This is a genomic window from Anaeromyxobacter terrae (assembly GCF_022690685.1).
Taxonomy (GTDB): domain Bacteria; phylum Myxococcota; class Myxococcia; order Myxococcales; family Anaeromyxobacteraceae; genus Anaeromyxobacter; species Anaeromyxobacter terrae.
In genome coordinates this window covers 105,477-130,010 of the sequence record NZ_JALCYY010000001.1, presented here as the reverse complement: position 1 = coordinate 130,010, position 24,534 = coordinate 105,477, and the positions used below count along the sequence as shown (strand labels likewise).

Annotated in this window: 23 protein-coding genes; 16 read left to right on the top strand and 7 right to left on the bottom strand. The window is 72.3% G+C overall.

The window, feature by feature from the left end:
* Positions 1-65 precede the first annotated feature (65 nt).
* The 3 genes from MNY62_RS00530 (at position 66) to MNY62_RS00520 (ending at position 4,306) form a co-directional block, all read left to right on the top strand.
* The gene (locus MNY62_RS00530; RefSeq protein WP_242342131.1) at positions 66-422 is read left to right on the top strand and encodes a helix-turn-helix domain-containing protein; all 357 of its coding nucleotides are present in this window, start codon (positions 66-68) and stop codon (positions 420-422) included.
* Positions 419-1,345 (top strand): helix-turn-helix transcriptional regulator, encoded by a 927-nt coding sequence (locus MNY62_RS25530; protein ID WP_279426186.1) that lies wholly within the window; start codon positions 419-421, stop codon positions 1,343-1,345. Before MNY62_RS00530 ends, MNY62_RS25530 begins: the two co-directional genes overlap by 4 nt.
* 303 nt (positions 1,346-1,648) lie before the next feature.
* On the top strand, positions 1,649-4,306 hold the full coding sequence (locus MNY62_RS00520) for a hypothetical protein (protein WP_242342130.1): 2,658 nt from the start codon (positions 1,649-1,651) through the stop codon (positions 4,304-4,306).
* Between the two features lie 73 nt (positions 4,307-4,379).
* Here MNY62_RS00520 and MNY62_RS00515 read toward each other — a convergent pair whose 3' ends face one another.
* Both MNY62_RS00515 and MNY62_RS00510 read right to left on the bottom strand, forming a co-directional pair.
* On the bottom strand, positions 4,380-6,473 hold the full coding sequence (locus MNY62_RS00515; protein WP_242342129.1) for an Ig-like domain-containing protein: 2,094 nt from the start codon (positions 6,471-6,473) through the stop codon (positions 4,380-4,382).
* 299 nt (positions 6,474-6,772) lie between these two features.
* Complete coding sequence (locus tag MNY62_RS00510; RefSeq protein WP_242342128.1) at positions 6,773-7,729, bottom strand: MBL fold metallo-hydrolase; 957 nt, start codon at positions 7,727-7,729, stop codon at positions 6,773-6,775.
* A gap of 255 nt (positions 7,730-7,984) precedes the next feature.
* Between MNY62_RS00510 and MNY62_RS00505 the strand changes: the two genes are divergently transcribed.
* Positions 7,985-8,476 carry a DoxX family protein gene (locus MNY62_RS00505; RefSeq protein WP_242342127.1) on the top strand — a complete coding sequence of 164 codons (492 nt, stop codon included), beginning with the start codon at positions 7,985-7,987 and terminating at the stop codon, positions 8,474-8,476.
* A 77-nt stretch (positions 8,477-8,553) separates the two neighbouring features.
* Here MNY62_RS00505 and asd read toward each other — a convergent pair whose 3' ends face one another.
* Positions 8,554-9,642 carry an aspartate-semialdehyde dehydrogenase gene (gene asd / locus MNY62_RS00500; protein ID WP_242342126.1) on the bottom strand — a complete coding sequence of 363 codons (1,089 nt, stop codon included), beginning with the start codon at positions 9,640-9,642 and terminating at the stop codon, positions 8,554-8,556.
* A gap of 122 nt (positions 9,643-9,764) precedes the next feature.
* Positions 9,765-10,502, bottom strand: a complete 738-nt coding sequence (gene truA, locus MNY62_RS00495; protein ID WP_242342125.1) for a tRNA pseudouridine(38-40) synthase TruA — start codon at positions 10,500-10,502, stop codon at positions 9,765-9,767.
* 20 nt (positions 10,503-10,522) lie between these two features.
* Between truA and MNY62_RS00490 the strand changes: the two genes are divergently transcribed.
* From MNY62_RS00490 to MNY62_RS00455, 8 genes are all read left to right on the top strand, one after another.
* On the top strand, positions 10,523-11,767 hold the full coding sequence (locus tag MNY62_RS00490; RefSeq protein WP_242342124.1) for a hypothetical protein: 1,245 nt from the start codon (positions 10,523-10,525) through the stop codon (positions 11,765-11,767).
* Between the two features lie 24 nt (positions 11,768-11,791).
* The gene (locus tag MNY62_RS00485; protein WP_242342123.1) at positions 11,792-13,360 is read left to right on the top strand and encodes a glycosyltransferase family 39 protein; all 1,569 of its coding nucleotides are present in this window, start codon (positions 11,792-11,794) and stop codon (positions 13,358-13,360) included.
* A gap of 85 nt (positions 13,361-13,445) precedes the next feature.
* Complete coding sequence (locus tag MNY62_RS00480) at positions 13,446-14,495, top strand: polyprenyl synthetase family protein (protein WP_242342122.1); 1,050 nt, start codon at positions 13,446-13,448, stop codon at positions 14,493-14,495.
* Positions 14,496-14,777: 282 nt separating this feature from the next.
* Positions 14,778-15,584 carry a prohibitin family protein gene (locus MNY62_RS00475; protein WP_242342121.1) on the top strand — a complete coding sequence of 269 codons (807 nt, stop codon included), beginning with the start codon at positions 14,778-14,780 and terminating at the stop codon, positions 15,582-15,584.
* Between the two features lie 237 nt (positions 15,585-15,821).
* The gene (locus tag MNY62_RS00470; protein ID WP_242342120.1) at positions 15,822-16,781 is read left to right on the top strand and encodes a CsgG/HfaB family protein; all 960 of its coding nucleotides are present in this window, start codon (positions 15,822-15,824) and stop codon (positions 16,779-16,781) included.
* A gap of 8 nt (positions 16,782-16,789) precedes the next feature.
* Positions 16,790-17,092: a hypothetical protein gene (locus MNY62_RS00465; protein WP_242342119.1), complete on the top strand. Its 303-nt coding sequence runs from the start codon at positions 16,790-16,792 to the stop codon at positions 17,090-17,092.
* 1 nt (position 17,093) lies between these two features.
* Positions 17,094-17,498 (top strand): DUF4810 domain-containing protein, encoded by a 405-nt coding sequence (locus tag MNY62_RS00460; RefSeq protein ID WP_242342118.1) that lies wholly within the window; start codon positions 17,094-17,096, stop codon positions 17,496-17,498.
* 1 nt (position 17,499) lies between these two features.
* Positions 17,500-18,156 (top strand): DUF799 domain-containing protein, encoded by a 657-nt coding sequence (locus tag MNY62_RS00455; protein WP_242342117.1) that lies wholly within the window; start codon positions 17,500-17,502, stop codon positions 18,154-18,156.
* A gap of 45 nt (positions 18,157-18,201) precedes the next feature.
* Here the strand turns inward: MNY62_RS00455 and MNY62_RS00450 are convergent, their stop codons facing one another.
* From MNY62_RS00450 to MNY62_RS00440, 3 genes are all read right to left on the bottom strand, one after another.
* On the bottom strand, positions 18,202-18,753 hold the full coding sequence (locus tag MNY62_RS00450) for a cytochrome C (protein WP_242342115.1): 552 nt from the start codon (positions 18,751-18,753) through the stop codon (positions 18,202-18,204).
* 156 nt (positions 18,754-18,909) lie between these two features.
* Positions 18,910-20,046: a glycoside hydrolase 5 family protein gene (locus MNY62_RS00445; RefSeq protein ID WP_242342113.1), complete on the bottom strand. Its 1,137-nt coding sequence runs from the start codon at positions 20,044-20,046 to the stop codon at positions 18,910-18,912.
* Between the two features lie 12 nt (positions 20,047-20,058).
* The gene (locus MNY62_RS00440) at positions 20,059-20,334 is read right to left on the bottom strand and encodes a hypothetical protein (RefSeq protein ID WP_242342112.1); all 276 of its coding nucleotides are present in this window, start codon (positions 20,332-20,334) and stop codon (positions 20,059-20,061) included.
* 128 nt (positions 20,335-20,462) lie between these two features.
* Between MNY62_RS00440 and MNY62_RS00435 the strand changes: the two genes are divergently transcribed.
* Genes MNY62_RS00435 through mqnE form a run of 4 tightly spaced genes read left to right on the top strand, consistent with a single transcriptional unit; the run spans position 20,463 to position 24,528 of the window.
* A complete protein-coding gene (locus MNY62_RS00435; RefSeq protein WP_242342110.1) occupies positions 20,463-21,992 on the top strand; it encodes a menaquinone biosynthesis decarboxylase in 1,530 nt (509 codons plus the stop codon).
* Entirely contained in the window at positions 21,989-22,690 is a 702-nt protein-coding gene (locus MNY62_RS00430; RefSeq protein WP_242342109.1) for a ubiquinone/menaquinone biosynthesis methyltransferase, read from the top strand. The genes MNY62_RS00435 and MNY62_RS00430 overlap by 4 nt, the downstream gene beginning before the upstream one ends.
* A complete protein-coding gene (locus tag MNY62_RS00425; RefSeq protein ID WP_242342108.1) occupies positions 22,687-23,310 on the top strand; it encodes a UbiX family flavin prenyltransferase in 624 nt (207 codons plus the stop codon). The genes MNY62_RS00430 and MNY62_RS00425 overlap by 4 nt, the downstream gene beginning before the upstream one ends.
* Positions 23,311-24,528, top strand: a complete 1,218-nt coding sequence (mqnE, locus tag MNY62_RS00420) for an aminofutalosine synthase MqnE (protein WP_242342107.1) — start codon at positions 23,311-23,313, stop codon at positions 24,526-24,528.
* Positions 24,529-24,534: the final 6 nt, after the last annotated feature.

The window sequence follows — 24,534 nt, the reverse complement described above, 5'->3', positions numbered from 1 at the left end:
GGTGCACGGCGGGTGACGTGCGGTGAGGCGAACGATGCACCGCGTGAGGGCGGGGGGCTCGTCCCATGAGGACGCGCGAAGGCGGCGGCGGCGGCGGTGACAGCGACGGCATGGCGCTCCGGCCACCGTGGCGACTCTCCGCCACGCGGCTGGAGATCGACGGGGAGGAGCTCGTACTCCTCGAGTGGACGACGGCGTTCTCGTCGAGCGCCTCGCCCCTGTCCCGGGCGGAGGCGGAGGTGGCGCGCCTCGTGCTGGGTGGCGCATCCAACGCGGCCATCGCCGCCGGTCGCGGGCGCGACCTCGGGACCGTCGCGAAGCAGGTCTCGAGCGCCTTTCGCAAGCTCGGCGTCCGCTCGCGGAGCGAGCTCTACGCGAAGCTGGCATCCGGGGGCGCTCCCCGGGGTACGGCCGCGCCATGACGGTGAGCCTGCCGCGCGTCGTCCACGCGTGCTACTCCGCGGGCACCGACGAGTCCTGGGCCCGTGGCGTTGTGGAGGCGCTCGCCCCGCTCGGCCCGGCGCTCGGGGTCCACGCGCTGCGGCTCGACCGCGACCCCGCGGGCAGCTCGTGCCGCGCGGTCGCGAGCAGCATCGCGCTTCCCATCGCGGTCACCGCCCTCATCGGAGGCGCGCCGGTGGGTGCGCCGCTCGTACAGGGGATCTTCACCGGCGGCCGAGGGGCCGAGCTGGTGTCGGCCCGGATCGCAAGGACGCCGCGTGCGATCGCTTCCGCGCTGCGTGCGCTGTGCGCGGCGTTCGGCGCCGCGGACATGCTGCTCATCCGCGGCGACGACGGCGCGGCGACGACCCTCGCGATCGCCGTCCCCACCCTGAAGCATGGCGAGCTGGCGCCTCGAACCGTGCGCCCCGTCGTCGCGCACCTCTCCTGTGCATTGCGCCTCCGCCGCTCTCTCCCGGCGGCGCTCGGCGCCACGAGAGGCGCCTCGGGTGGGCTCGCCGCGGCGATGCGCGGCGAGGGGTGGGCTGCGCCCCGTCCGGTGGAAGCGCTCGACGCCCACGCCCTCTGGGACGCCTTCCTCGCCGGGCGGTGGTCGGTGGTCGATCAGCGACAGGACGGGGCTCGGCGCACGCTCCTCCTCCGGCGCGCGCCGGAGCACGATCCGCTGGCCCTCACGCCCCGCGAGCGCGACGTCGTCGCCCATGCGGTCCGGGGGCTCTCGAACAAGGAGATCGCGTACGCGCTCGGGATCGGGGTGACGACCGTCGCGACCCACCTCCGGGCGGCGGGCGAGAAGCTTCGCGCGCCGAGCCGGCGCTCGCTCATCGAGCTCTTCGCCGCCGCGCGTGACCGGGCGCCGCGCAGCGCCCCGTCGTCCTCTTGAAGCTCACTTCCCCGCGGGACCGACCGGAGCGCGAGGCGGGGCGCTCGCCCCGGTCCATCCTCGCCGCCGCGCCGTGCGCGAGGGTTCCGCGCTCCGTCCGTGCGTCCCGTGAGAGCGGGAAGCCCGCCCGTCGTCCCCTCCTCGCACCCCGGACGCCGCGGGAGCCCCGGAGGTCGCCGCCGCTCGTCTCGACAAAATGCCCATGTCGTCGCAAACGCGGCCGGCCGTACCGTGCGTCTCGCAGCGCACAAATTCATGGGGGGTCACATGCGTCATGCCGCACGTGCAGTTGCCGTGTCGTCAATGGGACTGATCCTCGCCGTCGTCGCGATGGCGGGCTGCGGTACCGGAGAGCGCGCCGACGGAGCGCCGGTGAAGCAGGCACAGCCTGTAACGGCGCTCGTTGCGTTCACGGAGGGTGCCTCGGTCACGCTGACGCTCGAGGGTTGCCGCAACGACGGCAGCATCATCCTCCCCATCAACAACAAGTTCGTCTGTCCGGATGCAGCCTACACGACCGGTAACCTCGGCAAGGGCTGGAACGAGCTCGACCTCGTGCCGTTCCGGCTGTCCAGCGATCTCGGCAACCAGACCGGGGCCACGACCGACTACGACGTCTACATCGCGGAAGACTACATGACGAGCGGCCACCTCGGCTACGACGTGATCTCCGCGCCCGTCGTCAACCTGGACGAGTCGGACGCCTCCTGCACCATCGTCGCGGGTTCGCAGATGACCCAAGGCACCGCGACCGACCCGTTCGGCAGCGGTACGGACACGGTCGCGTACCGGCAGCTCACCATCCACCAGGCGAAGGGTACGACCTGCGTCTTCGACTTCAACCAGCGGCTCGCGCTCGGCTCGCACCTGTACCCGGGCTCGTCGCTCCAGGCGTACCTCTTCACGCAGGCCGGGCTGAGCGGCTCGAAGAAGACCGTGCCGCTACCCGTGAACCAGATCGCCCCGCAGGAGATCTTCAAGACGATGCAGGCGACGCAGGACCTCTCGCACCCGTGGACGATCAGCAAGGAGGCGACGCCCGCGGAGCTCAACTTCAACGACACGTGCAGCACCGCGACGGGCGCGCTCTCGAAGAACGTGAGCATCAAGGTGAACTGGACGAAGTTCACCGCCACGCCCACGGGTGATCTCAACGTCCAGGTCGTCGTCAGCGCCAAGAACCCCGCGTCGCGGGTCATCACCGTGAGCACGACGGACGCCGTGTTCACCGGGACGACGGCGCTCACGCCGTCGAACGTGACCTGCGTCTCCGGCACCTGCACGAACGGGAGCCTCGCGTGCGGCCCCGTGGACGTGGCTGCGGGAGCGACCCAGAACCTCTGCACGCTCCAGTTCACCGTCCCCCAGGGCACGACCAACCTGAACGACACCGTGACGGCGACCTACATCGACAAGGTGACCAACATCCCGGTGCCGGGCACGACCACGTTGAACGTCCCCGCGACCTACCTCGACGGGACGACCGGGAACGACAGCGCGACGATCACGGACATCGAGAGCATCACGTCGGGCGACTTCTTCAAGTACTCCGTCAACGCGAAGAGCCCCGACGGGCTGCTCTCGAGCGCCGCCGGGACCTACACGACCGGCCTCAACTTCGGCAGCTCGTACACGTTCGGTACGCTCACGACCGACGCCGTGAAGTGGGTGTCCGGCTCGCAGGGTGACAGCGGATCCGCCACCTTCTACAAGACGGTGACGCTGAACGGCCCGACGCAGGGCGACGGCAAGCTGCACGACGTGGCGAGCCTCCTCGGGTCGGACGGCTTCGCGCCCGACAATGCTCCGCTGGACGTCAAGATCCACGCCGACGCGCTGGTCAGCATCACGATCAACAAGACCATCCCGAACGTCCTGCAGACGGGCGAGTCCGATACGTTCGACTTCTCGATCTTCGACAAGGCGGCGCTGGACGCGGATCCCGACGCGACGCCGCTCGCGACCAAGTCGATCGCCTTCGCCGCGGGTGACACGACGAAGTCGGCGACGGTCAGCGGGCTCTCGATCACGAACGGCACCGGCAGCTTCGTCGTGAGGGAGACCGGGTCGACCAGCGGCAAGTGGAAGGCCCAGGCGGACCAGACCGTCACGATCACGCTCCCGAGCTGCTCGGGGTCCGTCACCTTCACCAACACCTTCGCGCCTGCGCACGCTCAGGCTCGCAAGGTGACGCAGCCTGCCGGGTCGGAGGGGAACTGGACGTTCACGCTCAAGAAGGGCACCGCGACGATCGAGACGAAGACCACGACGGATGCGAGCTACGTCTCGTTCACCACCGACCTCGAGGAGGGGAGCTACACGATCGAGGAGACGCTGAAGAGCGGCTGGGAGTTCGTGAGCAGCAGCGGGTGCAGCTTCACCGTCAACTACCCGGCCGATGCGGACAAGACGTTCTCCTGCACCTACACGAACATGGCAGTCACGGGCCGCATCGCGCCCACCCAGACGACGTGCCAGAACTTCGTGACCACGCCCGATCTCTACACGCTCGACTCCATCCTGTACGGGGTCAAGGGGAACAAGATCAACAACACTGCTCCGGGCGTCTTCTTCTACTACAGCTACGTCACCGCCCCCGCCACGGGGACGCTGACGGGGCAGATCACGGAGTTCATGACGAGCACCCACACGAACGCACCGTGGAACTCGTCGACGCCTCCGCTGTTCCAGATCCAGCAGGCGCAGATCCGCCTGTACGATCTGAACTGCAACATCCTCCCGATCACCATCGTGAGCACGAACCCCGCGAACGCGACGTTCACGTACGCGGGCGCGGTCAAGGACCAGAGGTACGTGGTCGGCGTGAAGTACGGGACGTCCGACGGCATCGTCGGCCTGCCGGTTCCGGCCCCGACGACCGTCAACTACAAGTTCCAGACGTTCGCGAACGGGACGCTGACCGACTCGAACGAGAACGGGCTCGCGCTCCAGAAGAAGTAGGCGGCGGCGCGCGACGTGGCTGAAAAGAGGGGGCGGCCGGCACGCCGCCCCCTTTCTCTTCCGCGCGAGTCCGTCACCAGCCGGTCGCGAGGAACTGCTGCAGGCCCGGCACCGTGAGCGGGTGCGCGAGCATGCGGTTTGCCCAGCCACGGGCCGAGGCGCTGCCGAACAGCTCGCGGTAGTCCTCGGCGATGTCCTCCCTGCGGTCGAACGTCGGGTAGACGCTGTCGAGCCTGGGATCCGCGTCGAGGCCGCGGGCCACGAGGTACGCAGACCAATCGCCCGCGTGCGTGACGTTGAGGTGGTAGAGCGACCAGGCGTGTCCGTACTCGTGCGCGATCACCTCGTCGGGGCGCCTGCTGAACCCGGACGTCGGTCCTCCGTCGAGATTGATGATCGCGCTGCATCCGTTCGTCGAGGAGCAGCTCGTCTGCTCGCTGCTGCCCGTTCCATCGCCGACGCGCACCGTGAGCGTGGGGCCGACGAGCGCCAGATCACGCGCGTTGTCCTTCAGGATGCGGTACACCTCCGCCGCGCTGAAGCCGGACGCGCTGTCGACGTAGATGTGGATGCCCTCCGGAGTCACGAGCGACTCCTTCGAGTAGCCGTTCGCGACGGTCACCGTGAAGGACGTGGTCGCGACGTTCCCGGTCGTGTCCACGGCGCGCGCGACGAACGTGTGGGACCCGTTCGAGAGGCCACGCGTGTCGAGGGACAAGCTCCACCCGGACGTCCCCGTCGCGGCGCTGTACGCGGCGTTGCTCTCCTTCACCTCGACCCGCGCCAGCCCGATGTTGTCCGAGGCCGTCCCGGTGACGGTGAGCGTCCCCGAGACGGTCGCCGCCGATGCAGGCGAGGTGACGGTCACCCTGGGCGCGACGACGTCCGAGTTGGAGACCACGAACGAACGCGTCGCGGTCGAGGTCGCCCCGAGGTCATCCGTGGCGAGGGCCACGAGGGTGTGCGTTCCGTTCGTCAGCTTCGAGGTGTCGAGGTCGTACGTGAAGCGTCCGAATCCCGTCGTGTACACGTACGCGCCGCCGTCGACCGAGAGCTGCACCTGGCCGGCGCCGTTCAGGTCGCTCATGAAGCCACTCACCTCGACCAGGCCGGACACGTTCGAGCCGGCCGCGGGCGCTGCGAACACCACGTTCGGCGGCGTGTTCACGTTGGAGGTCGTGAAGCCGATCTGCGTCGTCACCGCGGTGCCCGACGCGTCGAGCGCCCGCGCGACGAGCGTGTGCGCGCCGTTGGCGAGCGCCACCGAGTCGAAGGTGTAGCTCCACGTCGGGCCGGGAGGAACGTCGAGGTAGGCCATCGCGTCGAACCGGACCTGGACGCGGCTCGCGCCGGCCGACGTCCCGGTCACCGTCACCTTCCCGCTCACGGTGGCGCCGTTCGAGGGCGCGGTGATCGCCACCGCGAGCCCGGCGGGCGGCGGCGCGTTCGACACCGACAGCGACACGCTCGTGGTCGTCTGGGCCCCCGCGGAGTCCGTGGCGCGCGCCGCGATCGTGTGCGTCCCGTTCGCGAGCGTCAGCGTGTCGACGGAGGAGCTCCACGCGCTCGTGCCGCTCGCCAGCGTCCACGCGCCGCCGTCCACGCTCAGCTCCACGCGCGCGACGCCGGCGTCGTCCGACGCCCGACCGGAGACCGCGATGGAGCCGGAGACGGTGGCCCCGCTCGCCGGCGCGTCGATCCAGACGCTCGGCGGCGCGTTCGGGGGCGGCGTCGTGGGCGACGACACCGCGTTGGTGGACGTGAACGGAACGCTCGTCGTCGTCCGGTTGCCAGCCCCATCCGTCGCGCGGACCGCGAGCGCGTGGGCACCGTCGGGAAGGGCGCGCGTGTCGAGCGGGAACGACCAGCTCGTGGTCCCGGAGGCGACCTGGAACGCGCCGGCGTCCACCGCGACCTCGACCTTGCTCACCGCCACGTCGTCCGCGGCCGTGCCCGCGACGGCTACCGTGCCGCTCACCGATGCGTCCGCGTTCGGGCTCGTGACCGACAGCGAGGGCGCGACGCAGTCCTTGTTGCGCCCGTTGCAGGCACGGACCTCGCTCGTCTGCTGGGCGGGAGCGGCGGCCTCCCCGCCGCACGCGGCGAGGGCGACGATCCCGGCGAGGAGCAGCGCGCTCCGCATCGGACCGGGGCACGGCTTCGTCATCGTGTTGCCTCCTGCAGCGCGGGGCTGCCCATCGGTGGAGCGTTCGAGGACCGCACGAGACAAGGAGCGGTCCCCACTGCGCGGGAAGCTCGACCGATCGGAGGATCGCCCTGGCGGCCGCCCGTGAACCTTGACCGGGTGACACTGTACCCAGGGTCAGGAGGCGTCAAAACCCTCCAACGCACCGTGGGGAGACGTGCGGCCAGGTACTCGAGAGCGCACCACGTCGCTCGATGTGCGCGAGAATCCGACGCGACGCGCGCGAACGAGAGACGTCCGTTTGCTCGCGGCCCGGAGTGCTAGGCGTTCCCGCCCGCGTCCAGCCAGACCTCGAGCCCCTGCGCGTTGAGGTCGAGATCGACCCCGTACACCGCGAGCGCCTCCTCGCGGCCGAGCGGCGCGCCGTGCGCGGCGAGGCCGCGGAGGAGCTGGCCCGCGAGCGCCTCGCGCAGGGCGGCGTGACGCCCCGGCCCGGAGGGCGCGGCGCGCGCGAGCCGCAGGTGCTCGTCGAGGCCCTCGAGAAGCTGGGCGGCGGCGCGCGGGATCTCCCCCTCGAGCATGCCGAAGTGGGTGAGGTACATGCGCTCGGGATTCTCGGCGAGCATGCGCTCCACCGTCCGGCGCAGCGCGGCCGGATCGAGCTGCACCGGGGTCGTGGTCGGGAAGACGAGCGGCCCCTTCGCCGAGTCGGCCTCGCGGTAGGAGAGGCCGAACGCGTCCCCGGTGAAGAAGCCGCGCGTCGTCGGATCGTGCACCACGAGGTGGTGCTTCGCGTGACCGGGCGCGTCGAGCATGCGCAGCACGCGGCCGCCGAGATCCACCTCGTAGCCGTCCGGCGCCTCGACGACCCGCGCCGCCGGGATGGGCGGGATGTCGCCGTAGAGCTCCCGGAAGCGCGCCTCGCCGTAGACCTCGGCGGTGCCGGCGATGAGCTTCGACGGGTCGACGAGGTGGCGCGCGCCGCGCGGGTGCGCGACGAGCGTCGCGCGCGGGAGCGCCTCCATGAGCTTCCCCGCGCCGCCCGCGTGGTCGAGGTGCACGTGCGTGACGACGACGTGCGAGACGTCCGCGGGCGCGATGCGGAACGCCGCGAGCGCCTCGAGGATGCGCGGCACGGACGAGGAGGCGGCGGTCTCGATCACGGCGGCGGACGCGCCGCCCCGGACGACGTAGCAGGCGGCGAGCTTCGGGCGGACGTAGCCCGAGTCGAGGAGGACGACGCCGGGGGCGATCTCGCGGGCGGGGTCGAGGCGCATGGGGGTCTCCGGGGGACGGGCCGTCCTTCTCTACCGACGCGGCGTCCGCACGGCAACTCGGCGATCGGCTGTGGGCGCACGGCTCGTCGATCGGGAGACCGGGGAGCGGCCCGCCGCGCGCCCCTCACGCGGTCCCGCGCCCCGGCGCAGGGCGAGCGGAGCGCGCCGACCGCGTTGACTCGGGGTTGCTGCGGAGACCGGCGCCGCTATGGATCGGGTGGGAGGCAACTCCCTCGCCGCCCGGAGGTCGCTGCGATGAATCGCCACCTCGAACACTACTGGCCGCTTCCGCTCCGCATCCTGCTCGGGATCTCGTTCATGTACCACGGCGCCCCGAAGCTCACCGCGGCGGGGCACGCGCAGTTCCAGGGCATGCTCGCCCAGCTCGGGATCCCGCTGCCCGCGCTCATGGCGTGGGCGGGGGGCATCGTCGAGTTCTTCGGCGGGATCGCGCTCATCGTCGGCGCGGCGACCTGGCTCGTCACGATCCTGCTCTCGCTCGAGATGCTCGTCGCGATGCTCCGGGTTCACGCACCGTTCGGCTTCGGCTACATCCAGATCACCGGGATGACCGACAAGGGCCCGGTGTTCGGGATGCCGGGCATCGAGGTGAACCTCCTCTTCCTGGCCGGGCTGCTCGCGCTCCTCATCGGTGGGGCCGGGCCGCTCTCGGTGGACGAGCGGCTCATGAAGCCCGAGAGCCGGCTGCAGGTGCCGTGGCTCAGGCACCACGCCGCGCACGCTTGATGGCGCGCTGAACGCGCCGCGGCGCCGCGCGCCCCGCGAGCGGGACGACACGGCGCCGCGCGTGCGACCCGCGGCGACTACTTCGCCTGGATCCAGCCCTCGGCGGTGAGGAGCTCCGCCGTGAGCACCGCGCCGCCCGCGGCGCCGCGCACGGTGTTGTGCGAGAGCGACACGAACCGGTAGTCGAAGAGCGCGTCGGGGCGGAGGCGGCCGACGGCGACGCCCATCCCGCCGCCGATGTCGCGGTCGAGCTTCGTCTGCGGCCGCGCGTCCTCCTCGAAGTAGGTGAGGAACGGCTTCGGCGCCGAGGGGAGCCCCATCTTCTGGGGCTTCGGCTCCCAGCTCCGCCACAGCTCGATCACCTCGGCGCGGTCGGGCTTCCGGTCGAACGCCACGAACGCCGCCGCCATGTGGCCGTCGGAGGCGGGCACGCGGATGCACTGCGCGGTGATGATCGGGTCCTTCGCCTTCTCGATCCGGCCGCCCTCGAGCCGGCCCCAGATCTTCATGGGCTCCTGCTCGGACTTCTCCTCCTCGCCCTTGATGAAGGGGATGAGGTTGTCGACCATCTCCGGCCAGCTCTCGAAGGTCTTCCCGGCGCCGCTGATCGCCTGGTAGGTGCAGACCGCCACGCGCTTCGGCCCGAACTTCATGAGCGGGTGGAGCGCCGGCACGTAGCTCTGGATCGAGCAGTTCGGCTTCACGGCGATGAAGCCGCGCGCGGTGCCGAGCCGCCTGCGCTGCGCCTCGATCACCGCCGCGTGCTCGGGGTTCACCTCGGGGACCATCATCGGCACGTCGGGCGTGCCGCGGTGCGCGGAGTTGTTCGAGACGACGGGCGTCTCCCGCCGCGCGTAGTCCTCCTCGAGCTTCGCCGTCTCCTCCTTCGACATGTCGACGGCGCAGAAGACGAAGTCCACCTCGCGGGCGATCTCGTCCACCGCGGAGGCGTTCTTCACGGTGAGGGCGGCGGTCGCGGCCGGGATCGCCGTCTTGAGCGTCCAGCGGCCCTTCACGGCCTCCGCGTACTTCTGGCCCGCGGAGTTCGCGCTCGCGGCGACGAGCGTCACCTCGTACCAGGGGTGGTTCTCGAGCAGCGCGACGAACCGCTGGCCGACCATGCCGGTCGCGCCGAGCACGCCCACCTTCAGCTTCTTCTGGCTCATGACTCCTCGCTTAGAAATGAGCGGGGAAGCGTAGCACACGGAACGGGCCGGTCGAGGCGGCGGGCCCGGCAGGCGCCGACTCGCGAGTCAACGCGCGCCGCGGGCCGCCGACGCGGCGCCGCTCAATAGAAGACCTCGTCGAGGAAGAGCCCCTGCGGCGGCGCGGTCCTGCCGGCGCGCGTGCGGTCGCGGCTCTCGACGAGCGCCGGGATCGAGTCCGGGCTCCGCCTGCCCTTCCCGACCTCCACGAGCGTGCCGACGAAGTTCCGCACCATGTGCTTCACGAAGGCGGTCGCCTCCACCACGAGCTCGACCCGCCCTCCCGCCTCGCCGAGCACGTCGAGCCGGTGCACCTCGCGGACGGCGTGCTCGCAGGCGCAGTCCGAGGCCTGGAACGCCGCGAAGTCCTGACGGCCGAGGAGGTGGCGCGCCGCCGCGCGCATCGCGCCGACGTCGAGCGCGCCGAAGAGCTGCCAGGCCTGGAGGCGCGACAGCGGCGCGCGCGTCTCGAGGTTCTCGACGACGTAGCGGTAGCGCTTGCCACGCGCGCTCCGGCGCGCGTCGAAGCCGTCCGGCTCGACGCTCGCCGTCCGGACGGCGACGTCGTCGGGGAGGAGCGCGTTCATCCCCTTCACGTAGGCGGAGAGCGGCAGCGGCCGCGCCTCCGGGAAGGAGACGACCTGACCTCGGGCGTGCACGCCGGCGTCGGTGCGGCCCGCCGCCGTCACGCGCCGCGGCTCCTTGTGGAGCGTCGCGAGGGCCCGCTCGACCTCGGCCTGGATCGACGGGCCGTTCGGCTGGACCTGCCAGCCGACGTAGCGGGTCCCGTCGTACTCGAGGACGAGCTTCACGACCGGCACGTGCGCAACCTACCACGGCCATGCCGGTCCTCCGCCTGCTCTGCGCGACGCTCCTCCTCGCCCTCTCCGCCGCCGCCTGCCGGAACGGTGGCTCGACCGGCGAGCCCTCGGGGGGCGGCACGGGCGGCGGAGGGGGAGGCGGCGGGGGTGGAGGAGGCGGGGGCGGCGGCAGCCCGACGACGCCGGGCTGGGTGGTCGTCGGGCGCGAGGACTTCGAGGGCGGCGCGCTTCCCGCGGCCGCGTTCTCTCCCGACCCCGTCCCCGATGACGGGCCGTTCGCGGACGGCGGCGCCTTCTTCGTGGCGCGCGGCGTGACCCCGCCCACCGCGTTCCGCGCCACGCAGCCGTTCGGGACGGACGGCTGGCTCACGCTCGAGTCGTACTCGCGCCACGGCGACGCAGCGCTCGCCGACCGCGCCGCGGTGGTGGCCGATCCCGCCGGCGGCACCAACCACGTCCTGCGCCTCCGCTCGCCCGAGCACACGGACGGCACGGTGGTGCGCCCGACGCAGCCGCTCCCGGCGCGCTACCGGATCTCGCTGCGCGTGGGCTACGCCGTGTTCGGCGACGGGAAGCCGGGCCTGAACGGCTACGACAGCGGCGACGAGACCGCCGGCCCGTGGTGGCCCGCGGAGAGCGCGACGAGCCAGAACGGATTCTACTGGCTCACCATCCTCGACGCGCAGCCGCGGCCGCACAACAACACCTGGATCCATCACCACCGCAAGGTCGTGGTGGATTCGGACAACCATTACCCACCGTGGATGGAGGTCTGGACGGGGAGCGGCTTCGTCGCGTCGGGCGAGCACCCGATCATGATGATCGCGCTCGACGGCTCGCGCCCGGGCGACGCGAAGACCGGCAACGCGTTCCTCTCCTTCTCGAACGGCGCGTGGCAGCCGTCCGGCGCGATCCGCGCCGTCGACGCGTACCTGCCGGACACCTGGTACCGCGTGACGATCGAGCGCGACGGCCCGCGCTACACGCTCGAGGTCTCGGGCCGCTTCCGCTACGGCGGCGAGCAGACCTACCGCGCGAGCGTGGACGCCGCTCAGACGTGCCTGTGGCACTACCCCGTGGACGCCGCCGAGGCCGCCGGCGCCTCGGGCTGCGTGGACACGGGCTCCTTCGTCGGCCCGGAGTTCCCGCGCTGGCCGGCAGGTGGCACCTGGCCGGACTGGTTCATGTTCGGGGACCCGCACGTGAACTACTACGAGGGTCAGGTCTTCTACGACGACGTGGTGCTCGAGGAGTGGCGGGAGTGAGGGTGCCACCGTAGGCTCGCGCGCGTGAGCTCGCCCGCGGTGGTCCCTCCCTCCGAGTTCTCCGCCGTCCCCGCACCCGAGGGCGGCCACGCGGCGCGCCTCCTCCCCGCCGCGCTCGCCGTCGCGACCTTCGCGCTCCACGCCGCGGCCGGCGGCCGCTACGGCATCTTCCGCGACGAGCTCTACTTCATCGTCTGCGGCGAGCGGCTCGGGTGGGGTTACGTCGATCAGCCGCCCGGGATCGCGCTCATCGCCCGGGGCGCGCACGCGCTCTTCGGCACCTGGGTCCCCGGCCTGCGCCTCCCCGCGTGGCTCGCCTCGGCCGCGACGGTCTTCCTCGCTGCGCGGCTCGCGCGGCGCCTCGGCGGCGGCGCGTTCGCGGCTGCGCTCGCCGGCCTCGTCCTCGCGGCCTCGCCGCTCCTCGCCGGCCTCGGCCACTACCTCACGATGAACGCGTTCGAGCCGCTCGCGATCGTCGCGCTCGCGTGCGTCCTCGCGCGGCTCGTGCAGGGCGACACGCCGCGGCTCTGGCTCCTCGCCGGCGCGCTCGCCGCGGCCGGCGCGCTCCTCAAGTACACCTCCGTGCTACTCGCCCTCGCGCTCCTCGCCGGCCTCGTCGCCACGCCGGCGCGGCGCGCGCTCTGGACGCGCTGGACGCTCGCCGGCGCCGCGCTCGCCGCGGCCCTCGTCCTGCCGAACGTCCTCTGGCAGGCCGCGCACGGCCTCCCGTTCCTCGAGCTCGTCCGGAACGGGCAGCTCGAGAAGAACGCGCCCTTCTCGCTCGGAGGCTTCGCGCGCGCGCTCCTCCTCGAGTTCGGCCCGCTCGCCGCGCCCGTCTGGCTCGGCGGGCTCGCCTGGCTCCTCCTCGCGGAGCGCGCGCGCCCCTTCCGCTTCCTCGCGCTCGGGGGATCCCTGTACCTCGCGCTCCTCGTCGCGACGCGCGGGAAGGCGTACTACGCCGCGCCCGCGCTGCCGATGCTGCTCGCCGCGGGCGGCGTCGCGATCGAGCGGGCGCTCCGGCCCGGCGCGCTCCGCCTCGCGGCGCTCTCGAGCGTCGTGGTCACCGGCGCGGTGGGGCTCCCGCTCGCGATCCCGCTCCTGCCGGTCGAGATCTTCGTCCGCTACCAGGCCGCCCTCGGAGTGAGCTCCGAGCCGCTCGAGCGGCACGCGTACGGGGTGCTGCCGCAGATCTTCGCGGACCAGCACGGATGGGAGGCGCTCGCCGCCGCGGTGGCGGCCGTGGTGCGGAGCCTGCCGCCCGAGGAACGCACCCACGCGGCGGTGTTCGCGCAGAACTACGGCGAGGCGGCGGCGATCGAGGTCCACGCCGCCGGGCTCGGCGTGCCGGTCGTCTCGGGCCACAACCAGTACTTTCTGTGGGGCCCTCCCGAAGGCCGCGGAGATCCCGTCATCGTCGTCTCGGACGCGCAGGAGGACTGCGGCGGCGACCTGTACCGCGAGCGCACCCTCGCCGCGAGGCTGCCGTCGAGCCCGTGGGTGATGCCCTACGAGGACGCGCGCTGGATCTGGATCTGCCGCGGCGCGACGCGCCCCCTCGCGGACGTCTGGCCGACGGTGCGCCACTACCAATAGGGTCCAGCATTCGTTGACCGCGCGGCGCCGCCCGCGTTATATGCCGTTCAACTTTCGTTGAAAGTGCCGGTCCCCGGAGGCTCCCGTGGCAGCGAGTGAGCAGGCCATCCTGTCCCAGCTCGACGCGAGCGCGCAGCGCGGCGTCCGCCCCGAGCGTGCGCAGGCCGCCCTCGCCGACGTCCCGGCCCTCCCGGAGAGCCTCGTCGCGCTCGAGGAGCAGCTCACCCGCGCGACCGAGGACGCCGAGGAGAAGCTCCGCGCCGCCGCGCGCCACCTCGTCTCGGCGGGCGGCAAGCGCATCCGGCCCATGGTGACGCTCCTCGCCTGCGGCGCCTGCGGCGGCGAGATGCGCGCCGCGGTGCCGTACGCGGTCGCGGCCGAGCTGACCCACTCCGCGACGCTGCTCCACGACGACGTGATCGACGACGGCCCGCTGCGGCGCGGCCAGCCCGCGTCGCGGGTCATCTGGGGCAACGCCGTCTCGGTCCTGTCCGGCGACTGGCTCCTCACGCGCGCGCTCGAGATCGTCTCGGCCGAGCCGGCCCGCTCGGCGGCGCTCCCGACGCTGCTCGCCACGATGCGCCGGCTCGTCGAGGGCGAGGTGCTCCAGCTCTCGCTGCGCAGCTCCTTCTCCGCGACCGAGAAGGACTACCTCGACGTCGTGATCGGCAAGACCGCCTCGCTCTTCGGCTGGGCGGCCGCGGCCGGCGCGTGGGCGGCGGGACAGGTCGGGCACGTCCCGGACGCGCTCGTCCGCTTCGGCGAGGGCATCGGCATCGCGTTCCAGCTCGTGGACGACGCGCTCGACTACGCCGCCGATCCGCAGCTCCTCGGCAAGCGCCTCGGCACCGATCTCATCGAGGGCAAGGCGACGCTCCCGCTCATCCGCGCCTGCGAGGCCGAGCCCCGGCTGCGCGAGCGGCTCGCCGCCCTCGTCGAGGGCGAGGACGACGGCGACGCCGTGGCCGCGGACGTCGTCGAGGTGGTGAAGCGCGTCGGCGGCGTCGACGACGCGCGCGCGCTCGCCCGCGAGCACACCCGCGCCGCGCTCGCCGCGCTCGAGGAGGTGCCCGACGGCGTGCACCGCCGGGCGCTGCTCGAGGCGGCGGGGTCGCTGACCGAACGGGCGTTCTGATCTGACGGGGACTGCGTCCCCGCCCCACCCCTGCTCGGCGGGGCCCTCCCTCGGCGATTGGCCCGGTCCAACCACTCCGCGGGAGCTGCTGGGGCCCCACCCCTGCCCGGCGGGGCCCGTGAACGGTCGCGCCCGCTTCGCGGGTTCGCGACCGTTCCCCGCCGGCACGGTCTGCGTCCCTCCCCGTCGCTTCGCGACGGGGCCCCTCCCTGCGGGCATGTCACCTGAGGTGCCCCGCGCCACACCCGGCGCGATAGGCTGCCCGCCAGCCCAGGAGATCCAATGCGCCAGGTCGTCCGTACGCTGCTCTACGTCTCGCTCGCCGTCGCCCCGTTCCTCGAGGCCTGCCGCTGCCCGACGGTCGACTCCGGCCACCGCGGGATCGTCTTCAAGACCCTCGGCGGCGGCACGAGCCGGGAGGTGCTCGACGAGGGCATGCACGTGATGCCGCTGTGGAACAGCGTCATCCCCTACGACACCCGCGTGCACGAGATGAAGGAGCAGCTCTCGGTGCTCTCCTCGAACGGGCTGCCGCTGCGAGTCGAGGCGAGCGTCCGCTTCCGCCCGATGGTGCAGGAGCTCTACGAGCTCCAGACGCAGATCGGCCCCGACTACGACTCGAAGCTCATCGCCCCGATCGTCCGCTCCGAGGCGCGCAAGGTCTTCGGCCGCTACCAGCCGGAGGAGATCTACTCGACGAGGCGCGAGGAGATCGAGCAGCAGATCTACGACGAGGTGACGAAGGCCCTCCAGGGGAAGCACATCGTGGTCGAGGCGGTGCTCGTCCGCGACGTCGAGCTGCCGGACGCGATCAAGACCGCCATCTCCGACAAGCTCGCCGAGGAGCAGCGCGCGCAGAAGATGAAGTTCACGCTCGATCGCGAGCGCCAGGAGGCGCAGCGCAAGCAGATCGAGGCGGAGGGCATCCTCAAGTACCAGAACATCGTGCGCCAGGGGCTCACGCCCGAGTACCTGCAGTTCAAGGGGATCGAGGCCACCGAGCGGCTCGCGGCGAGCTCGAACGCCAAGATCGTGATCGTGGGCAGCCCGAAGAGCGGGCTGCCGCTCATCTTCCAGGGCGACAAGTAGGGCCGGCGTCCGCGGCTCACCCGTCCTTTCCTCACGGTGGTCGACCCGGCGCCGAGGGCGCGGCGAGCTCCAGCGCGCGCCTCGGGGCGGCCGACGTGCGCCGCGCGCGCACACGCGCCTCACCCTCGGTCACGGGACACGGCGCGGCGTGGAGTTCTCGCACGGTGAGGGCCCCGCCGTGAGAGACTGCCGGTCCGTGTTCGCGCCGCCCTCGGGGCGGCCCGAGGTGGAGGGGAAATGAGAAGGATCGGGATCGCTGCCGGCGCCGCCGCCCTGCTCTTGCAGGCCTGCGCGACGGTGTCGGAGAAGCCCGCGCCGGCGGAGTCGCCGGTGCCGAAGGCGGCGCAGCTCTCGGCGCAGGAGGCGCGCCAGGCGCCCGCCGCGAAGCGCTACAAGATGAAGCTCGCCATCGCGCGCTTCTCGAACGAGACGAACTACGGGCGGTCGTTGCTGAACGACGCCGACCTCGATCGGATCGGCAAGCAGGCGTCGGACATGCTCGCCTCGCGGCTCATCATGTCCGGGAACTTCGTCGTGCTGGAGCGCCCGGATCTCCAGAAGCTCGAGCGCGAGCAGCAGCTCTCGGGCGGCAAGCTGGTCGGGGCCGACACGGTGATCACCGGCTCGGTCACCGAGTTCGGCCGCTCGGTCGGCGGGAAGAGCGGGTTCCTGAGCAGCACCAAGGTCCAGCTCGCGCACGCGAAGGTCGACGTCCGCCTCGTGGACGTGAAGACCGGCCACGCCTACTTCTCGGCGATCGGCGCCGGGGAGGCGAGCACCGAGTCGGGCGAGATCGCCGGGTTCGGCAGCCACTCCGAGTACGACGCGACGCTCAACGACCGCGCCATCGCCGCGGCCATCTCCGACGTCATCGACCGGCTCGCGGCGACGCTCGCCGACCGCCCCTGGCGCACGGACATCCTCGAGGTGCAGGGCGCGCAGCTGTTCATCACCGGCGGCAAGCACCAGGGCCTGCGCGAGGGCGACACCCTCGCGGTCATGGAGGCGGGCTCGACGGTGAAGAGCAAGCAGAGCGGGTTCGAGGTGACGCTCCCGCCCAAGCAGGTCGCGACGCTGCGGGTGGTGAGCCTGTTCGGCGACAGCGAGACGAACGAGGGCGCGGCCTGCCAGGTGGTCAGCGGCCGGGTCGAACCCGCGGCGCTCGCGAAGCTCTTCGTGACGGAGCCGAAGTCGTGAGGTGCGCAATGACGGGCAAGGTCCTCATGCTTCAGGCAGTGCTCGCGCTCGGCGCCTGCGCGATGCCGCAGACGGTGGTTCGCACGCCGGACACCCGCCCCAGCCTCGCCGTGGCGGGCGCGCCCGCGGGGGCGGTCCTGTTCGTCGACGGCCAGTCGGCGGGCGCGGCGAGCGCGTACGACGGCCATCCGAACGTGCTGCTCGTGGAGCCGGGCTCGCACGAGGTGGACGTGCGCGACGGCGCCGGGAACGTGCTGCACCGGCAGAAGGTGTTCGTCGAGAGCGAGCTCAAGACCATCCAGGTGCACTGACATGAACCGGCCGACCCTGCTCCTCACCTCCGCGGCGCTCCTCGTCGGCCTCCAGGGCTGCGCTCGCCAGACGATGTACTCCTGGGGTGACTACGACGAGGCGCTGTACGCGCACTACAAGAACCCCCAGGATCGCGAGAACTTCGTGGCGAGCCTCGACGCCGTCATCCGCGACGCCACCCAGCGCGGCGAGAAGGTGCCGCCCGGCTGCTTCGCCGAGTACGGCTACGCGCTCATGGAGGAAGGACGCCACGACGACGCGATCGCCTACTTCCAGCGGGAGCGCGATCAGTGGCCCGAGTCGCGCGTCTTCATGGAGAAGATGATCCGCAACGCGGAGCAGAAGCGCGCGAAGACCCCGTCCACTCCGGCGAAGGGCCCCGCCGGCGCGACGAGGAGGAGCTGACATGTCCCGGCACGCCCGCATCTCCGCCGCTGCCGCGATCCTCGCGCTCCTCTCCGCCTGCGCGACCGCGCCGCGCAAGGACTACTCCAAGTTCGTCGCGGCGCAGCCCCGCGCCATCCTCATCGTCCCGGTCGTCAACAAGACGGTGAACGTGGACGCCGCGGACTACTTCCTCTCCACCCTGCCCATCCCGGTGGCGGAGCGGGGCTACTACGTCTTCCCGGTGAACCTCGTGAAGCGGCTCCTCGAGGACGACGGCCTCGCCGACGCCGCCCTCGTGCACGGCGCCGATCCCGGCCGGCTCTGCGCGCTCTTCGGCGCCGACGCTGCGCTCTACGTCTCCATCGAGAAGTGGGAGGCGAAGTACCTCGTCGTCACGACGCAGGTGAACGTCGAGTTCGCGTACGTCCTCAAGGACGGGAAGACCGGCGAGACGATCTGGACGGACCACGAGGCGATGACCTACCAGCCCGACTCCGGCGGCGGCGGGATCATCGGCGCGATGGTGGCCGCCGCGGTGACGAAGGCCTCGCCGAACTACATGCCGCTCGCGCGGCAGGCGAACTGGAAGGCGCTCTCGTTCCCCGGTCCCGGCTTCCCGGCGGGACCGTACCGGCCCGAGTTCGGCAAGGACCTCGGCGCCGACACGCGGCTCTGATGGCAAAGGGCGCGGGCCCTCGCTGGCGCCCGCGCCCGCTCGAGGTCACGGCGCCGCGGGCTCGGCGTGCGGGATCTCGGTCAGGTAGGCGTAGATCGCCTCGAGATCGCGGTCCGTCATCTGGCCGTAGACCGGCCACGGCATCACCTGCAGGAGCATCCCGCTGTCGGGGTCGACGCCCGTCCGCATGACCTCCTTGAACTCGTCGAGCGTGAGCCCCTCCGGCCGGCCCGAGGAGTCGGGGGTGATGTTCGCCGAGATGAACGGCCCGAACGCCATGCCGCCGGCCAGGTAATGGGCGGCGTTGACCTGCTTCGGCTCCCCCAGGAACGGGTTTCCGCCGGGCGCGTACGGCGGGTTCGTGTGGCAGTCGTTGCAGCCGCCGACCGCGTTCACGAGGTAGCTGCCGAGGCCGACGAGCCCGCGGTTCTTCCCCTCGAGGTTGAGCTCGACCGGCGCGATCGCGAAGCCGCGCTGGATCCGTGAGTCGCCCCCGTCGCCGTTTCCCGCCCCACGCGCCGGTACACCCACCGTGAGCGCCACCGCCGCCGCGCTCGCGAGCCCCGCCGCCCACGCCGTCACGCCGAACCGACCCATGTCGAACCTCCTCGCGGCGACCGAACGCGCGCCGCAGGGCGGAAAGCTCGCGGACGCGCGCGGGTCGCGCCAGCGCCTCCGCGTGGCCATCCCCAACGTTCAGCCCGGCGGGCGGGCAGGCGCCCGGGATGCGTGCGGTCCCTGCTGCACCGACCGTCAAGGCATCGCCGCGGCGTCGCGCACGAGGTCCGCGTAGCGGTTCACCGGGTCGGCGGGGTCGGTGCCGTCCCGCCACCGGAACGTGTACGGGTCCCACCCGTCCGGGCGCGCGTCGTAGGCGAAGAGCCAGGGCGCGACGCCCGCCCCGCCCGCCCGGCGGATGCATCGGAACCAGCCGCGGTAGATCGCGCGGCGGTCCTCGAGCGGCAGCCCGTCGTTGCGGAGCCCCAGCTCGCCGACCAGCAGCGGCTTCCCCAGCCGGCGCGCGGTCGCGATCCGCTCGGAGAGGAATCCCGCCCCGAAGAACGCCGCGAAGTCCGCCGGGACGCCCCACGCCTCCGGGTAGAGGTGCACGCTCGCGTAGTCGACGTACGGCGACGCGGTGAGGAGCGCGAACTCCTCGCCGTCGAGCCCCTCCTCGCCGGAGCCGACGAGGTGGCCGGGCGCGCGCGCCTTCACGAGCGCGGCGAGCTCGTCCACCCAGGCGCGGAGGGCCTCCCGCGAGACGCCCTCCGCGCGGGGCTCGTTCACGAGCTCCCAGGCGAGCACGGCGGGGTGGTCGCCCCAGCGGATCCCATCGATCGTGCTCACCCGGTCGAGGAGCGCCGCCACGTGCGCGCGGAAGTGCTCGACGACCGCGCGCTCCGTGAAGAAGCGCGGGTCGCCCTCGCGCGGCTCGGGGAGCCCCGCCCACGCGACGTACTGGCGCTGGCCGCCGTAGTCATCCCAGCGGTTCGCGAGCGGCAGGACGAGCCGGAGCCCGTGGGCGTGCGCGCGGGCGAGGACGAGGTCGAGGCCGCGCAGGGCGACCTCGTCGTAGAGGAGCGGCGCCGTCTGCATCGCCGCGTCGCCCGCGCCGTCGTTGAACGCGTTCGTGCGCACCGCGCGCACCCCGAGCGCGGCCGCCTTCGCGAGCGTCTCCTCGACGGCCGCGGCCTCGACCTCGCCGCGGCGGAGCGCGCGCGTCGCCTCCTCCTGGAGGTAGTACGCGTTCAGGGCGACGAGGTGGCCGTCCACGCCGGGCAGGGCGGACGCCGGCCCCTCGTCGCAGGCGGCGGCCTCCTCCTCCAGATCGCGCCCGGCGTCGCACGCGGCCACGCCGAGCAAGATGAGGGCGAGCAGCGCCGCGCGCACGGGGCGCTCACATCAGGCGTTACGCCAGGCGCGCTCGGCACGCAGCACGAGCGCGCCGAGCGGGACGTCGAACGGCCAGGAGTCCGCGATCATCCGGCCGAGGCCCTCCTCGCGGTCGCGCTTCGGCGGGAGCGCGCCCGCGTCGAGCGACCGGAGGTAGGAGCGGAGCGTGTCCCGGCAGGCGCCGAGCTGCGTCGGGCAGAGCTGGTACTTCGGGGCCGCGAGCTCCGCCTCGACCTCGGCGAGCGCGCTGGCGACGAGGGTGCGGGCCTGGTTTCTGCGGTCCATCGGGCCCGCGTTGTATCCGACCTTCGCGCCGGGGGAAACCGGGCTGGCGCGGGGGCCTGTTCGCCCCGGACGTTCCCGTTCAACGAACATTGAAACCCGGCGGCGCCACTGGTACAGATCGCCGCGCCATGGCCTACCGCTCCTTGCGGGAGTTCCTCGATCGGCTCGAGACGGCGGGCGAGCTCGTCCGCGTGAAGGAGCCGGTCGATCCGGTGCTCGAGATGGCCGCGCTGGCGGACCGCGCGGCGAAGCAGGGCGGGCCGGCGCTCCTCTTCGAGAACGTGAAGGGTCGAGCGCCCGGAGGCTTCCCGGTCGCGATGAACCTGTTCGGGACGCGCCGCCGCACGAGCTGGGCGCTCTCCTCCGAGGACTTCGAGGAGCACGCCCGCGAGCTGCGCGCGCTCCTGCACATGGCCCCGCCGCAGTCGCTCTGGGACAAGCTCAAGATGCTCCCGAAGCTCGGGAAGCTCGCGACGATGACGCCGAAGCACGTCTCGTCGGCGGCGAGCCAGGAGGTCGTCGTCCGCGAGCCGGATCTCGGGATCCTGCCGGTGCTCACCACCTGGCCGCACGACGGGGGTCCGTTCATCACGCTCCCGCAGGTCATCACGCGCGACCCGGAGACGGGGATCCGCAACGTCGGCATGTACCGGCTGCAGGTGCTCGGGCCGCGGCGGCTCGCCATGCACTGGCAGCTCCACAAGACCGCGACCGCGCACTACCGCGCCTACCAGAAGCGCGGCGAGCGGATGCCGGTCGCGATCGCGCTCGGCGGCGACCCCGCCCTCACCTACTGCGCGTCCGCGCCGCTCCCGCCCAACGTGGACGAGTACCTCTTCGCCGGGTTCCTGCGCGGCGAGGCGGTGCGGATGGCGAAGGGCGTCGCGGTGGACCTCGACGTCCCCGCCGACGCGGATCTCGTCATCGAGGGCTACGTCGACACCTCCGCGCCGCTCGTGCGCGAGGGGCCGTTCGGCGACCACACCGGCTTCTACTCGCTCGCGGACGACTACCCCGCGCTGGACGTCGTCGCGGTGACGCACCGGCGCGACCCGATCTACCCGGCCACCGTGGTCGGGCCGCCGCCGGTCGAGGATCAGTGGCTCGGCAAGGCGACGGAGCGGATGTTCCTGCCCATGCTGCAGATGATCTTCCCCGAGATCGTGGACATGGCGATGCCGGTGGAGGGCGTGTTCCACAACCTCTGCCTCGTCTCGATCAGGAAGGACCACCCCGGGCAGGCGAAGAAGGTCATCCACGGCCTGTGGGGCTCCGGCCAGATGGCGCAGACGAAGACGCTCGTCGTGTTCGACGAGGACGTGGACGTGCAGGACGTCTCGCAGGCCGCGTGGCGCGCCTTCGCGAACGTGGACGTGAAGCGCGACCTCGTCATCGCCGACGGGCCGGTGGACGTGCTCGACCACGCGGCCTCGCACTTCGCCTTCGGCGGGAAGATCGGCGTGGACGCGACGCGCAAGTGGACCGAGGAGGGCGGGCGCGAGTGGCCGGAGGTGTGCGTCCACCCGCCCGAGGTGGTCGCGCGGATGGATGCGCTCTACGCGCGCCTGGTCCCCGGCGCGGAGAACCCGCGACGTCCCCGCATCGCGCCGCCGCCCGCGGCGTCGTGGACGCCCCGGCGCGGAGGGATCCTCCAGTGACCGTTCCCCTTCCCGGCGAGGCGCAGCGCGGCTCCGCGGTGCGCGCGATGTTCGACCGCATCGCCCCCCGCTACGACCTGCTCAACCGCGTCATGACGCTCAAGGTCGATCAGGCCTGGCGGCGGCGGCTCCTCTCGGACCTCGCGCCGCGGGACGGCGAGGCGCTGCTCGACCTGTGCGCGGGCACCATGGACGTCGCCGCGCTCGCCCGCCGGCGCGCGCCGGGGCTCCGCATCGTCGGCGCGGACTTCTCCTTCCAGATGCTCGCGCGCGGCGTGGAGAAGACGGGCCTGCCCGCGAGCCAGGCGGACGCGATGGCGCTGCCGTTCCGCGGCGCGCGCTTCGACCTCGCCACCGTGACCTTCGGGATGCGGAACCTGGAGCGCTACGAGGTGGGGCTCGCCGAGCTCGCGCGCGTGCTGAGGCCCGGCGGCCGCCTCGGCGTCCTCGAGTTCTTCCGCCCGGAGTCGACCGGCTCCCGCTTCGTGCACGGGGCGTACAACCGGCTCGCGCTGCCGGTCCTCGGCCGGATCCTCTCCCCCGACCCGGAGGCGTACCGCTACCTGGTCGCCTCGATGGAGCGCTTCGCCTCGCGCCCGGAGTTCGAGGACGCGGCGCGGCGGGCGGGCTTCCGGGACGTGCGCGGCGAGACGCTCTTCCCGGGCGTGTGCGGCCTCGTGACGGCGGTGCGGGCGTGAAGCTCGTCGTCGCAATCTCCGGCGCGTCCGGCGCGCCCTACGCGAAGCGGCTCCTCGACTTCCTCGCCGCGAACGGGGAGAAGCACGGCGTCTCGGTGGATCTCGTCTTCACCCAGACCGGCAAGCAGGTCTGGAAGCAGGAGATCGGGACGGAGCCGCGCTACCCGTTCCGCGTCTGGAAGAACCAGGACTTCACCGCGCCCTTCGCCTCCGGCTCTGCGCTGTACGACGGGATGGTGATCATCCCCTGCTCGTCCGGCGCGCTCGCGCGGATCGCGCATGGCATCTCGATCGACCTCGTCGGCCGGGCCGGCGACGTGATGCTGAAGGAGCGGAAGAAGCTCGTGCTCGTGCTGCGCGAGACGCCCCTCTCGCTCGTGCACGCGCGGGCCATCACCCAGGTCATCGAGGCGGGCGCGTTCGTCATGCCCGCCTCGCCGTCGTTCTACTCTTCCCCGAAGACCATCGACGCGCTCGTGGACACCGTCGTCGCGCGCGTGCTCGACCGGCTCGGCCTGCCGAACGAGCTCATGAAGCGCTGGGAGGGTCTCTCTCCTTCTAGCCGGGGGGATGAAGCCCCTCCGGACCCCCCGCTCGCCGATTCACGAGAGGAACCCTAGATGATCTCGACCCTCGCGCACCGCGCCCTCGAGCGCGACGGCCTCGGCCCCATCCGCGACAAGGTCCTCGCCGGCGAGCGCCTCACCGACGCCGACGCGCTGCGCCTCCTCGAGGCGGCCGACCTCGCCGCGGTGGGCGCGCTCGCGAACCACGTCCGCGAGGCGCGCCACGGCGACCTCACCTTCTACAACCGCAACGTCCACCTGAACCCCACGAACGTCTGCGTCGCGACCTGCAAGTTCTGCTCGTTCGCGCGAAAGGACGACCAGGTGGCGTCCGAGGGCTACACGATGTCGCTCGACGACGCCGTGCAGAAGGTCCTCTCGCGGCGCGGCCTCGGCATCACCGAGGTGCACATCGTCTCCGGCCTGCACCCGGACCTCCCGTGGGAGTACTACCCGGAGCTCCTGCGCCGGATCCGGACCGCCTGGCCCGAGCTCGCCATCAAGGCGTTCACCGCCATCGAGATCCACTTCTTCGCGGAGAAGTTCGGGAAGAGCTACGAGCAGGTGCTCCGCGAGCTGCACTCGGCCGGCATGGACACGATGCCCGGCGGCGGCGCGGAGATCTTCGCGAAGCGGGTGCGCCGGAAGATCTGCGACGACAAGGCGACCGCCGAGCAGTGGCTCGAGATCCACCGCACCGCGCACCGGCTCGGCCTCAAGACCAACGCGACGATGCTCTACGGCCACATCGAGCGGCTCGACGAGCGCGTCGACCACATGCGGCTCCTGCGCGAGCTGCAGGACGAGACGGGCGGGTTCCAGGTCTTCATCCCGCTCGCGTTCCACCCCGAGCACAACATGATCGGCAAGGCGTTCCCCAAGCCGACGGGCTACGACGCGCTCCGCACGCTCGCGGTGGCGCGCCTCTACCTCGACAACTTCGACCACGTGAAGGCGTACTGGGTGTCGCTCGGGGAGCGGCTCGCCCAGACGTCGCTCGCCTTCGGCGTGGACGACGTGGACGGCACGGTGCTCGAGGAGCGCATCTACCACATGGCCGGCTCGACCGTCCCCCAGGCGCTCTCGGAACGCAGCCTGCACGACCTCATCCGCGCCGCCGGCCGCGTGCCGGCGGAGCGCGACAGCCTCTACCGCGTGCTGAAGGTGCACGCCGCCGCGCCCGACCGCGAGCCCGCGGACGATCTCACCGGGGGGGCCGAGCTGCAGGCCCCCCCGGGCTCCCAGCTCGCCGCGACGCCCCGTCGCCGCTAGGTCACG

Bases quoted from the DNA above. Each gene is read 5' to 3' on its own strand.
- MNY62_RS00455 (WP_242342117.1), top strand. From the start codon at position 17,500: ATGTCCCGGCACGCCCGCATCTCCGCCGCTGCCGCGATCCTCGCGCTC.
- MNY62_RS00450 (WP_242342115.1), bottom strand. From the start codon at position 18,753: ATGGGTCGGTTCGGCGTGACGGCGTGGGCGGCGGGGCTCGCGAGCGCG.
- MNY62_RS00465 (WP_242342119.1), top strand. From the start codon at position 16,790: ATGACGGGCAAGGTCCTCATGCTTCAGGCAGTGCTCGCGCTCGGCGCC.
- MNY62_RS00440 (WP_242342112.1), bottom strand. From the start codon at position 20,334: ATGGACCGCAGAAACCAGGCCCGCACCCTCGTCGCCAGCGCGCTCGCC.
- MNY62_RS00470 (WP_242342120.1), top strand. From the start codon at position 15,822: ATGAGAAGGATCGGGATCGCTGCCGGCGCCGCCGCCCTGCTCTTGCAG.
- MNY62_RS00505 (WP_242342127.1), top strand. From the start codon at position 7,985: ATGAATCGCCACCTCGAACACTACTGGCCGCTTCCGCTCCGCATCCTG.
- MNY62_RS00510 (WP_242342128.1), bottom strand. From the start codon at position 7,729: ATGCGCCTCGACCCCGCCCGCGAGATCGCCCCCGGCGTCGTCCTCCTC.
- MNY62_RS00530 (WP_242342131.1), top strand. From the start codon at position 66: ATGAGGACGCGCGAAGGCGGCGGCGGCGGCGGTGACAGCGACGGCATG.
- MNY62_RS00490 (WP_242342124.1), top strand. From the start codon at position 10,523: ATGCCGGTCCTCCGCCTGCTCTGCGCGACGCTCCTCCTCGCCCTCTCC.
- asd (WP_242342126.1), bottom strand. From the start codon at position 9,642: ATGAGCCAGAAGAAGCTGAAGGTGGGCGTGCTCGGCGCGACCGGCATG.
- MNY62_RS00515 (WP_242342129.1), bottom strand. From the start codon at position 6,473: ATGACGAAGCCGTGCCCCGGTCCGATGCGGAGCGCGCTGCTCCTCGCC.
- MNY62_RS00460 (WP_242342118.1), top strand. From the start codon at position 17,094: ATGAACCGGCCGACCCTGCTCCTCACCTCCGCGGCGCTCCTCGTCGGC.
- MNY62_RS25530 (WP_279426186.1), top strand. From the start codon at position 419: ATGACGGTGAGCCTGCCGCGCGTCGTCCACGCGTGCTACTCCGCGGGC.
- MNY62_RS00435 (WP_242342110.1), top strand. From the start codon at position 20,463: ATGGCCTACCGCTCCTTGCGGGAGTTCCTCGATCGGCTCGAGACGGCG.
- mqnE (WP_242342107.1), top strand. From the start codon at position 23,311: ATGATCTCGACCCTCGCGCACCGCGCCCTCGAGCGCGACGGCCTCGGC.
- MNY62_RS00475 (WP_242342121.1), top strand. From the start codon at position 14,778: ATGCGCCAGGTCGTCCGTACGCTGCTCTACGTCTCGCTCGCCGTCGCC.
- MNY62_RS00520 (WP_242342130.1), top strand. From the start codon at position 1,649: ATGGGACTGATCCTCGCCGTCGTCGCGATGGCGGGCTGCGGTACCGGA.